The 11,284-nt window shown below is 69.9% G+C and carries 9 protein-coding genes; all 9 read right to left on the bottom strand.

What is annotated here, in order from left to right; genetic code table 11:
* Window positions 1-94: 94 nt before the first annotated feature.
* Window positions 95-985 (bottom strand): dTDP-4-dehydrorhamnose reductase, encoded by an 891-nt coding sequence (gene rfbD / locus ACFWEP_RS24355; RefSeq protein WP_387372857.1) that lies wholly within the window; start codon window positions 983-985, stop codon window positions 95-97.
* Window positions 982-1,968: a dTDP-glucose 4,6-dehydratase gene (gene rfbB, locus ACFWEP_RS24350; protein ID WP_387372856.1), complete on the bottom strand. Its 987-nt coding sequence runs from the start codon at window positions 1,966-1,968 to the stop codon at window positions 982-984. Before rfbB ends, rfbD begins: the two co-directional genes overlap by 4 nt.
* The gene (locus ACFWEP_RS24345; protein WP_387372854.1) at window positions 1,965-3,035 is read right to left on the bottom strand and encodes a glucose-1-phosphate thymidylyltransferase; all 1,071 of its coding nucleotides are present in this window, start codon (window positions 3,033-3,035) and stop codon (window positions 1,965-1,967) included. Before ACFWEP_RS24345 ends, rfbB begins: the two co-directional genes overlap by 4 nt.
* Window positions 3,036-3,197: 162 nt before the next feature.
* Window positions 3,198-4,430 carry a glycosyltransferase family 2 protein gene (locus ACFWEP_RS24340; protein ID WP_387372852.1) on the bottom strand — a complete coding sequence of 411 codons (1,233 nt, stop codon included), beginning with the start codon at window positions 4,428-4,430 and terminating at the stop codon, window positions 3,198-3,200.
* 146 nt (window positions 4,431-4,576) lie between these two features.
* On the bottom strand, window positions 4,577-6,622 hold the full coding sequence (locus ACFWEP_RS24335; protein ID WP_387372850.1) for a hypothetical protein: 2,046 nt from the start codon (window positions 6,620-6,622) through the stop codon (window positions 4,577-4,579).
* Between the two features lie 133 nt (window positions 6,623-6,755).
* Window positions 6,756-8,255, bottom strand: a complete 1,500-nt coding sequence (locus ACFWEP_RS24330; protein ID WP_387372848.1) for a D-ribitol-5-phosphate cytidylyltransferase — start codon at window positions 8,253-8,255, stop codon at window positions 6,756-6,758.
* A 466-nt stretch (window positions 8,256-8,721) separates the two neighbouring features.
* Window positions 8,722-10,158, bottom strand: a complete 1,437-nt coding sequence (gene obgE / locus ACFWEP_RS24325; RefSeq protein WP_328721695.1) for a GTPase ObgE — start codon at window positions 10,156-10,158, stop codon at window positions 8,722-8,724.
* 139 nt (window positions 10,159-10,297) lie between these two features.
* Window positions 10,298-10,555 (bottom strand): 50S ribosomal protein L27, encoded by a 258-nt coding sequence (rpmA, locus tag ACFWEP_RS24320; protein WP_014045902.1) that lies wholly within the window; start codon window positions 10,553-10,555, stop codon window positions 10,298-10,300.
* An 11-nt stretch (window positions 10,556-10,566) separates the two neighbouring features.
* The gene (gene rplU, locus ACFWEP_RS24315) at window positions 10,567-10,887 is read right to left on the bottom strand and encodes a 50S ribosomal protein L21 (protein ID WP_008738952.1); all 321 of its coding nucleotides are present in this window, start codon (window positions 10,885-10,887) and stop codon (window positions 10,567-10,569) included.
* Window positions 10,888-11,284: the final 397 nt, after the last annotated feature.

The raw sequence follows: 11,284 nt of genomic DNA, 5'->3' as shown, positions 1-11,284 counted from the left end.
TTCGGCGTTCCGGCGCCGCGGGCCGAAACGCCGACGGCCGGGCCCCCGGCCCTGGTGGGCGGGGGTCCGGCCGTGGTGACGGTGCGTCGGGCGGTCAGCCGCGCTCGGCGGCGACGAGAGCGTCGAACGCCTCCGCCAGTGCCTCGTGCCAGTCGCGGACCGGCGTGATCCCGGCGGCGGACCAGCGGTCGTGGCCGAGCACGCTGTACGCCGGGCGGGGAGCGGGCCGCACGAAGGCCTCGCTGGTGGTGGGCCGGACCCGCTCGGGGTCCGCGCCCAGCAGCCGGAAGATCTCCCGGGTGAAGCCGAACCAGGTCGTCTCGCCACCGCTGGTGCCGTGGTAGACACCGGCCGGGGCGTCCCCCGCGAGGGCGGCGCGGCCGAGGGCGACCAGGCGGTCGGCCAGGTCGACGGTCCAGGTCGGCTGGCCACGCTGGTCGTCGACGACGTCCAGGGTGTCCTTGATGCCTTCCAGCTTGATCATCGTGCGGACGAAGTTGCCGCCGCCCGCTCCGTACAGCCAGGCCGTACGGATCACGTAGCCGGTCTCCGGGAGGGTCTCCAGCACCGCGCGCTCCCCGGCGAGCTTGGTCCGCCCGTAGGCGCTGCGCGGGGCGGTGGGGGCCTCCTCGGCGTACGGCTTGTCGGCGTCGCCGGCGAAGACGTAGTCCGTGGAGACCTGGAGCAGGACGGCGCCGTGCTCGCGGCACGCCTCGGCGAGGACCGCCGGGCCCGTGCCGTTGACGCGCAGCGCTGCCTCTTCCTGGCTCTCCGCGTCGTCCACGGCCGTCCAGGCCGCGCAGTTGACGACGACGGCGGGGCGGTGCTCCGCGAAGGCGGCGCGCACGGCGGCCGGGTCGGCGATGTCGAGCGTCGCACGGTCGGCGGCGACGACGACGGCGTCGGTACCCTCGGCCGCCAGCCTCGCCAGCACGTCCCGTCCCAGCATGCCGCCGGCTCCGGTCACCAGCCAGACAGGGCTCACAGGGCGGCCCGGTCCTTCAGCGGCTCCCACCAGGCGCGGTTGTCGCGGTACCACTGCACGGTCTCGGCGAGGCCCTGCTTGAAGTCCTTGCGCGGGACGTAGCCGAGCTCCTCGCGGATCTTGGTGCAGTCCACGGAGTAGCGGCGGTCGTGGCCCTTGCGGTCCTCGACGTAGGTGACGCTGGTCTCCCAGTCGGCGCCGCAGGCTTCCAGCAGCAGGCCGGTGAGCTCCTTGTTGGAAAGCTCGGTGCCGCCGCCGATGTTGTAGACCTCGCCGGCGCGGCCCTTCGTGCGGACCAGCTCGATGCCCTGGACGTGGTCGTCGATGTGCAGCCAGTCGCGGACGTTGGCACCGTCGCCGTAGAGCGGCACGGTCTTGCCGTCGAGCAGGTTGGTGACGAAGAGCGGGATGACCTTCTCGGGGAAGTGGTGGTGCCCGTAGTTGTTGGAGCAGCGGGTCACCCGCACGTCGAGGCCGTGGGTGCGGTGGTACGAGAGCGCGATGAGGTCGCTGGACGCCTTCGCCGAGGAGTACGGCGAGTTGGGCTCCAGCGGGTGCGTCTCGGGCCAGGAGCCCTCGTCGATCGAGCCGTAGACCTCGTCGGTGGAGATGTGCACGAAGGTCTTGATCCCGGCCAGGTGCGCGGCGTGGATCAGGGTGTGGGTGCCCACGACGTTCGTACGGACGAACTCGGCGCCCCCGTCGATGGAACGGTCCACGTGCGACTCGGCGGCGAAGTGCACCACCTGGTCGTGGTCGGCCATGAGCTTGCCGACGAGTTCGGCGTCGCAGATGTCGCCCTGCACGAAGGAGAAGCCCGGGTGGTCGCGGACCTCGTCGAGGTTGGCGGGGTTGCCCGCGTAGGTGAGCTTGTCCAGCACCGTGACGGCGATGTCACCGGGGCCCTGGGGGCCGAGGACGGTACGGACGTAGTGCGAGCCGATGAAGCCGGCTCCGCCGGTCACCAGGATGTTGGTCGTCATGAGGAGATCTGCACCTTGCTGTGGTCGCCGAGGACGAGTCGGTGGGCGGACGGGTTGCGGGGCGCCGGGGTGACCTCGACGTCGCGGCCGATGAGCGACGCCTCCACGCGGCGGACGCCGGTGATGGAGGCTCCCCGGAGCACGATGGAGTACTCGATCTCGCTGTCCTCGATCCGGCAGCCCTCGGAGACCGAGGTGAAGGGACCGACGTACGCGTCGCTGATGACCGAGCCGGCCCCGATGATCGCGGGACCGACGATGCGGCTGCCGGTGACCTTCGCACCGGGCTCGATCCGCACGCGGCCGATGATCTCGCTGTGCTCGTCCACCTCCGCGCCGTCCGAGGCCGGCTCGACGGTCTCCAGGACGGACCGGTTCACCTCCAGCATGTCGGTGACGTTGCCGGTGTCCTTCCAGTAGCCGGAGATCGTGGTGGAGCGGACGTTGCGCTGCTGGTCGATCAGCCACTGGATGGCGTGGGTGATCTCCAGCTCGCCGCGCCAGGACGGCTCGATCGAGCGGACGGCCTCGTGGATCGCCGGCGTGAAGAGGTAGACGCCGACGAGGGCGAGATCGCTCTTGGGCTCCTTCGGCTTCTCCTCCAGCGCGACGACACGTCCCTCGGCGTCCAGTTCGGCGACGCCGAAGGAGGTCGGGTTGGGGACCCGGGTCAGCAGGATCTGGGCGTCGGGGCGGTCCCCGCGGAAGCCCTCGACTAGGCCGGTGATGCCGCCGACGATGAAGTTGTCGCCGAGGTACATCACGAAGTCGTCGTCGCCGAGGAAGTCGCGCGCGATGAGCACCGCGTGCGCCAGGCCGAGGGGCGCGTCCTGCGGGATGTAGGTGACCTTGATGCCGAGCGCGGAGCCGTCACCGACCGCTTCGCGGATCTCGGTGGCGGTGTCGCCCACGATGATGCCGACCTCGGTGATACCGGCGTCGGCGATCGCTTCGAGTCCGTAGAAGAGGACCGGCTTGTTGGCGACCGGCACCAATTGCTTCGCGGACGTGTGGGTGATCGGGCGCAGGCGGGTGCCCGCCCCACCTGAGAGTACGAGTGCCTTCACGTGTGCTGTCCCCAAGCTGCGTGGTCGGTGGCCGGAAGCCGGATGGCAGGCGTTCCCGAGGCCGCTTTCATTCCATGGGATATTACTTCGAGTTCCCGTGGGGTTTCCCGACGAGTAACTCCGCCTCCGGCGTGCCCGGCCGCCGGCTCCGGCGCCCCGGGGTCACACGGAGGATTTCCACCGCCTCATGTCGCGACGAACCCGGCGTACCACCCTGCGTGCCAGTGTGGGCGCGGAACCGGCCTGCCCCGGCTTCGGCCTCGCGGGTGGCTGCAGCCGCTTGCTCACGGACCACTCCGGCACCGTCATCTCGAACACCTCGTCGGGGAGACCCGCCCCGGGCTTCCGGAAGTGCGGGTACGCGAGGTAGACGGCGTTTCCCCGGTCGGCCCGGACGACCTTCGGCGTGTGCCGGGCGGCGATGTAGCGGTGTATGTCGGCCAGCAGGTCCAGCCGGCCACGGGCGACGCACTCGAGCCGGAGGCGCTCGTTCACCTTGATCAGCTTCGCGACGCCGGGGGTCCAGTACTTCGTGATCGGGGCGGCCAGTTCCAGCTTGTGGGCGCGAACCTCCTCGCGCTCCTCGACCACGCCCGGGCCGAACTGCTGGATCAGCCCCACGGTGAACGGGCGCGCCATCAGGAAGTCGCGCTTCGGCCCCTCGGGCACCAGCGCCGCGATGAGTCCGACCAGCGCCGTCAGCGCCTCGAACCGGGGCTCGTAGCCGCCGCTGCGGGTGACGTGCATGCCGTCGTCGCGGCCCACGAGGTAGTAGCAGACGTATTCGGAGACGACGGAGACACCGGAGCCCAGGAGATACGCCGCCATGGTGAAGAGGGAGTCCTCGCCGGTGCTCATCGACTCGTCGAAGGTGATGTTGTGGCGCACCAGCAGCTCACGGCGGAAGAGCTTCTGGGCGCTGAGGGTGTAGATCACGCGGGAGGCGAAGAGGTCGACGCGCTCTTCGTCCCGGCGCTTCCACATCGACCCCGCCGCGCCGCGGTTGACCCCCACCATCTTGCCGAGCACCACGTCGGTGCCGGCCTTGTCGGCGAGGGCGACCATGCGCTCCAGCGCCTCGAAGCCGAGGAAGTCGTCGGCGTCGAGGAAGAAGACGAACCGGCCGCGCGCCCTGGCGAGGCCCACGTTGCGCGGGCCGCTCGGGCCTCCGGAGTTGGCTTGGTGGATCACGGTGGTGGGAACAGCGGTGCGCGCGGCGAACTCGTCCAGGTACGCGCCGGTGCCGTCCGTCGACCCGTCGTCGACCGCGACGATTTCGAAGCGGTCCGCGGGGAGGGTCTGCGCGTCTAAGGACTGGAGGCAGCGGACGAGATAAGGCATGGCTTCGTAGGCACCGATGATCACACTGACGTCTGGAATTCGAGTGTCGTTCACGAATACTCATGACAGCGAACACACAGAATTAGTTGTGCGTGTCCCACAAGTGCGAAAAGTGATGTACGTCACAATGGCCCGTTCTGGCCCCCAGTGGGGCCGGAACGGGCCATTGATCAATTCTTTTCGATCATCTATGTCGGAACTCAGCCACCCACGTGCTCACCGAGATGAGCGGCACCGAGATTGCGTGCCTCCGCCCGGGCGGCCAGCGCCTGGACGGCGCGGTCGAACCGGACGAGCGAGGACGGCTCGTCGGGGCCGAGCAGGTACGCCTTCAGCTCGCGCCGGCCCTCGGCCAGGTCGTCCGCGGCCGGATCGGACACGGCCGCGAGCAGCCGGTCCAGCTCGCTCGCTTCGTTGGAGAGGATCACCGCGGCCCGAACGGCCGTGTTCTGGCGCTTGAACTCCTCCTCGCCCAGCTCGGCCGAGTCGGTCACCGCGTACGGCTTACCGCTGGCGATGAAGTCGGAGACCACGCTGGAGATGTCCGAAACCATCGCGTCCGACTCGTTGAAGCAGTCGTACAGACGCATGGTCGACCCGGAGATCACCTGGTGCTGCCACCAGCCCCGAGAACGCCAGTAGGCGGTGTTCCACTCGTCCCGCAGCTTCATGGTCTCGGCCTCGCGCGCCGGGTCGGCCAGTGAGTTGCGCGAGAGCTCGGCCTCGTCGCGGGCCGTCTCGCCCGCGCCGCCGGCCAGCTCGGCGAGCCGTGCCTCGATACGGGCCAGCTCGGCCGCGGCCTCGGCCTGCTCGCCCCGGAGCGCCGCGCTCTCCTCGGCCCAGCGCGCGTCGGTGGCGCGGCGGGCCGCCGCGCCCTCGATCATCGCGGTGATCCGCAGGTGGGCGGCGGCCGCCATGCGGCTGCGCGTGCCGGTGAACGGGTGCGGCTTGTAGAGCACCCGGACGGGCTTCTCGGACTCCAGCAGCCGACGGACGATGTTCTCACCGGCGAGCAGCAGCGAGGTGTTGCCCGGGTTGTCGTCCCAGCCCTCCCAGGTGGGGGCGTACAGCACGGTCGGGACGGCGTTCTTCGGCGTGCCGCTCCAGGTGGTGATGGTGGCCAGCTGCGGCCGTCCCACCTCCACGATGTCGTCGTCACGGACGCCGACGTCGGCCAGGGCGTAACGGTCGCGGCCCGCCCGGCCGGCCGTCCAGACCTCGTCGTACGCCTTGCTGTACGGGTTGACGCTGGCGAGCTTGTCGCTGTCGCCGTGACCGATGAAGACGTGCTTCATGGTCGGCACGCGCAGCATGTGGATGTTCTTGCCGACGTTGGCCGCGTAGAGCGCGACGCGTACCGTCGAGAGGTCCATGTTCATCAGGTGCACGCCGCCCGGGACGCAGAGGACCGGGACGGAGGTGCCGGCGAGCTGCGGGACGATGGCCCGCTCGCGCAGCACGACCATCGGGCGGCCGTCCAGCTTCCCCATGGTCTCCAGCCACATGTTGACCTGGTAGGCCGAGTCCTTGGAGCCGGAGAAGTAGAGGATGACGGTCGGCCGGTACTCCCGCAGCCACGTGTCGACGGCCGCCAGGACCTTGGCCTCCGGCGGCACGAGGCGGCTGGGCCGGACGTACGGCAGCAGCGCGAGGATGTAGACCACCGCGAGGAAGAGCGTCAGCCCGAGGCCCGCGTAGGCGAACGCGTCGGTGCCGCTCTGGAGCGCGACCAGCACGCCCACCACGGCGAACACGTCGAAGTGGAGCATCTTCTCGGCCGGGCGGTTCATCAGGAGCCGAGGCGGGGCGTCCCCTATCCCGACGGGGCCGAGGTCGATGTTCCGGGTGACCACCGGCAGCTTGCGGCGGAGCCGGACGAGGGTCACCATCGCGCTCTGCGGCGCCTGGAGCCCGTAGAACGCCAGGAGGCAGGCGATCGTCGTGTAGAAGAACGCGCCCTCGCCGTATCCCATGCGCGACATGAGAAGGATCAGCAGCAGCTCACGCACGAGGAAGCGAATCGACAAACCGGCCCGGACGGCGGCGAGGCGATTGACGAGATAACTGCCGCAGTGGTGCAAATACCGGTCGGCCAAATATGTGACAAGGACCGCCGCGGCGAAGAACCAGATATTGGGGAGTATCGCCGCGAGCATGACGCACGGGAATCCCAGGGCCAGGAGAATTGCGGCGGCGAGCTCAGAACCGCTGCCCACTCTCGCCACGCGAATGGCTTTCGAAAACACGAAGTACCGCTCCCGAGGGTTCCGACTTATACCTTGCGGGGGAATTGTGAAGAATTAGCTTCACGAATTCGGACCCCTGCCGTTCACGCGAAGGTGAACGACAGGGGTCCGAATGGTGGATTGTCGAGCAGTATTACACATCAGCCTGTCGGTCCAGCACGGCGGCCAGCGCCTGCTCGAAGCCCGACGCCTCGGAGGCGCCCCGGGTCGGATCCTGCTGCCGGACGTCGATGACGTGCCCGGTCATCTCGGAGAGCAGGACGTCGAGCGAGGTCCGCGCCACCGCCTCGGAGGAGAGCAGCGAGCCGGAGGGCTCGTCGCCGAAGGCCTTCGTACGCATCGGGGTGGCGGTGCGCTCCGGGTTCACGCAGTTCACGCGCACCCCGTCGCCGGCCCACTCGTCCGAGAGCGCCTGGGTGAGGTTCACCATGGCGGCCTTGGTGGAGGAGTACAGGCTGTACTCGGCCCGGCCCCGGGTGTAGCTGCTGGAGGTGTAGAGGAGCAGCTGGCCCTTGGACTCGGCGAGGTACTTGTGCGAGGCGCGGGCGATCTGGACCGGCGCGAGGTAGTTGACGTTCAGGGCTTCCTGGATCGTCGCGTTGTCCGTCTCGGCCAGTTTGCCGATCCGCAGCACCCCGGCGGTGTTGACGACGTAGTCGACCCGGCCGGTCTCGGCGTAGGCCGTGGAGAGCGCGTCGTCGATGTGCTCCGGGTTCTCCACGTGCGTACCGGTGGTGGACCGGCCGAGCGCGTAGACCTTGGCGCCGAACGACTCGGCGAGGGCGGCGATGTCCGCGCCGATCCCGTAGGAGCCGCCGAAGACGACCATGGTCTTCCCGGTCAGCGCTTCCCGGTAGGCCGCGTCGTCGGCGGGCGACGGCACGGCCGTGGAGGCCAGCTGGAAGAGCTTGTCCGCGATGAAGACGTCGACCGGCTGGGTCACCTTCATGTTGTACTCGTCGCCCGCGACCACGTAGATCGGGACATCGGGCAGGTACTTCAGGACCACCGAGCAGTCGTCGGTCGCCTGGAAGTTCGGGTCGCCCGCGGCGACCTCGTACGCCCGGCGGATGGTGGAGAGCTTGAACGCCTGCGGCGTCTGGCCCCGGCGCAGCCGCGAGCGGTCGGGGACCTCGGTGATGAACTCGCCGTCGCCGCCGTGCGTGCGCGTCACGATGATGGTGTCCGCGGACGGGATGGCGACGTCCACCGCCTCGTAACGCCCGAGGGCGTCCACGCAGTCCGTGATGACGCGCTGCGAGAGCAGAGGGCGCACGGCGTCGTGGAAGAGGACGTTGCGGTCCTCACCCTCCGCCAGGCCCTCGCCGAGCACGGAGATGGCCCGCTCGGTGGTCTCGTTGCGCGTCGTCCCGCCCTCGATGACCTTGACGACCTTGGTCAGGCCGGCCTTGGCGACGATCTTCTCGATGTCGGGGACATAGCCGGGCGCCATCAGCACGATGATGTCGTCGATCGACTCGGACTGCTGGAAGATCGACAGGGTGTGCTCGATGACAGCCTTGCCTGCGATCTTCAGCAGCTGCTTGGGGATGGACAGCCCCACACGCTGACCGGTACCTCCGGCGAGCACGACTGCGGTGGTACGGGCTTGGGCTATGTGCTGCACAGACACAGACGACCTACCTTGCGAGGGCTCGGGAACCCCCCGATGGTTGCACTCTCCGTTACCATCTCGCAAGGTGGACGTCGAGTGGTGGTGGTGTTGACGACACCCGCCGTTCCCGTGTGAGCAGCGCCGTTACCTGCGAATGCGCCTCACGGGCGGGTGACCGACACCACACGGTTGAGCGTTCCGCAGCCCGGTTGAGCGGCGCGGACGGCCTCGTCGTTTCACCCGACCGGCCGACACCCGCCGCCCCGCCCCACCCGTCCGGGCGCGGCGGACCCCGCCGGTTCCGCACCCCTTCCGAGGCCCGCTTCCGGCCGCGCCGGGCACGACGGCCGGGCCCGGCGTGCCACCGGCCCCCGGAAACGCCCGAGGGCCCCTCCCCGGCGACCGTACGGGCCCGTGGGTCCCGCTGCGGTGTCCGGCGGAGAGGCCCGCACCGGGCTTCACGCGCCCGGTGCCCCTCCGAGCTCTAGAAGGGGTCGAACTCGTCGTATTCCTTCTGCGCGTCGTCGCGTTCGGCGTCGCGGTCCCGGCGGCGCTGCGCGGCCGGGCGGGGGGCCTCCATACGGTGGTCCTCGCCGCGGCGGCCGAGCATCTCGGCGCCGGCCATCATCGTCGGCTCCCAGTCGAAGACGACCGCGTTCTCCTCGGGGCCGATGGCCACGCCGTCGCCCGCGCGGGCTCCGGCCTTCATCAGGGCCGTCTCGACGCCGAGGCGGTTCAGCCGGTCCGCGAGGTAGCCGACGGCCTCGTCGTTGCTGAAGTCGGTCTGGCGCACCCAGCGTTCGGGCTTCTCGCCGCGCACCCGGTAGATGCCCTCTTCGTCGACGGCCACGGTGAACCCGGTGTCGTCCACGGCCTTCGGGCGGATGACGACCCGGGTCGCCTCCTCCACCGGCTTGGCGGCACGCGACTCGGCGACGATCCCGGCCAGCGCGTACGAGAGGTCGTTGAGCCCCTTGTGCGCGAGCGCGGAGACCTCGAAGACGCGGTAGCCGCGCGCCTCCAGCTCCGGGCGGATCATGTCGGCGAGGTCCTGGCCGTCGGGGATGTCGACCTTGTTCAGGACGACGATGCGGGGCCGGTCCTCCAGGCCGCCGTACTGCCGCAGCTCCTCCTCGATGATGTCGAGGTCGGAGACGGGGTCGCGGTCGGACTCCAGCGTCGCCGTGTCCAGCACGTGCACGAGCACCGAGCAGCGCTCGACGTGGCGGAGGAACTCCAGGCCCAGCCCGCGACCCTGGCTGGCGCCGGGGATGAGGCCGGGGACGTCGGCGATGGTGTAGACGTTCGCGCCGGCGGTGACGACACCGAGGTTCGGAACGAGCGTGGTGAACGGGTAGTCCGCGATCTTCGGCTTGGCGGCCGAGAGCACCGAGATCAGCGAGGACTTGCCCGCGCTCGGGTAACCGACCAGCGCCACGTCGGCGACGGTCTTGAGCTCCAGGACGATGTCGCGCGACTCGCCCGGCTCGCCGAGAAGCGCGAAGCCGGGGGCCTTGCGGCGGGCCGAGGCCAGCGCCGCGTTGCCGAGGCCGCCGCGGCCGCCCTGTCCGGCGACGAAGGTGGTGCCCTGACCGACCAGGTCGGCGAGGACGTTGCCCTCCTTGTCGAGGACGACGGTGCCGTCGGGCACGAGCAGGACCAGGTCCTGGCCGTCCTTGCCCGAACGGTTGTCACCCGCGCCGGGCTGGCCGCTGGTGGCCTTGCGGTGGGGGTGGTGGTGGTACTCGAGCAGGGTGGTCACGGCCTGATCGACGACGAGGGTCACGTCGCCGCCGCGTCCGCCGTTGCCGCCGTCGGGTCCACCGAGGGGCTTGAACTTCTCACGGTGGACGGAGGCACAGCCGTGGCCTCCGTTACCCGCGGCGGCATGGAGCTCGACGCGGTCCACGAAGGTGGTCATGGTGGGTGCCTCCAGGTACTGCTATCTACGGATGTGTCTCTGATGTAACACGCCGAGGGCGGACCCGCTTCCCCGTCGACCGGGAAAGCTGAGATCCGCCCTCGGAAGGTGTTGCGTCGTTACCGTGCTCGCCGGAAGATCAGGCGGCGACGGGAACGATGTTGACGACCTTGCGGCCGCGGTGCGTGCCGAACTCCACCGCACCGGCGGTCAGCGCGAACAGCGTGTCGTCGCCGCCACGGCCGACGCCCGTGCCCGGGTGGAAGTGGGTGCCGCGCTGGCGGACCAGGATCTCACCGGCGTTGACGGCCTGACCGCCGAAGCGCTTCACGCCGAGCCGCTGAGCATTGGAGTCGCGCCCGTTCCGAGTGGACGATGCGCCCTTCTTGTGTGCCATGTCTCAGTCCCTTACTTCGCAGCCGCGGGGATACCGGTGACCTTGATCGCCGTGTACTGCTGGCGGTGACCCTGGCGACGGCGGTAGCCGGTCTTGTTCTTGTAGCGAAGGATGTCGATCTTCGCGCCCTTGTGGTGGTCCACGATCTCGGCCTGGACCTTGATGCCGGCCAGGACCCACGGGTCGCTGGTCACGGCGTCGCCGTCGACAACGAGCAGGGTCGAGAGCTCGACCGTGTCGCCAACCTTGGCAGTGGAAATCTTGTCAACCTCAACGATGTCACCGACAGCAACCTTGTGCTGGCGGCCACCGCTGCGCACGATGGCGTACACGCGGATCTCTCTCTCGCTCGGAACGGATCCCCTGATGCCAGCCGCTCGCACGGGCCGAAGCCCAAGACGATCCGGAAGGATGAGCGGCCTCTCCTGGCGCGGAACCGCACCGGGAGGGATGTGCTCAGGGGTAGGCGCACAGAAGAACACGCCGAGGGTCAAGGCTACGGGGCCATCGCCCGGCCGGTCAAACCGCCCCCTCGCACGAGCTCCCCGGCCGTGCCTGGCACCGCCCCCGCCCGCCCGGCGGCCGTGGCCGGACACGGCCCGGTACGGCCCCGCCCCCGCCTCGGCGCCGACCCGGCAACCGGCGCCGGACCGCCGGGGCGTACCTCCCTACGGCCTTGCGCGGCCCCGGGGGAGCCGCCGAAGCCGCACCGGCAGATCCGGCGCGGCC

This window comes from Streptomyces sp. NPDC060198 (assembly GCF_042728415.1).
Taxonomy (GTDB): domain Bacteria; phylum Actinomycetota; class Actinomycetes; order Streptomycetales; family Streptomycetaceae; genus Streptomyces.
Note: the sequence above shows the minus strand (reverse complement) of the source record. Positions and strands in the feature narration are given on the sequence as shown.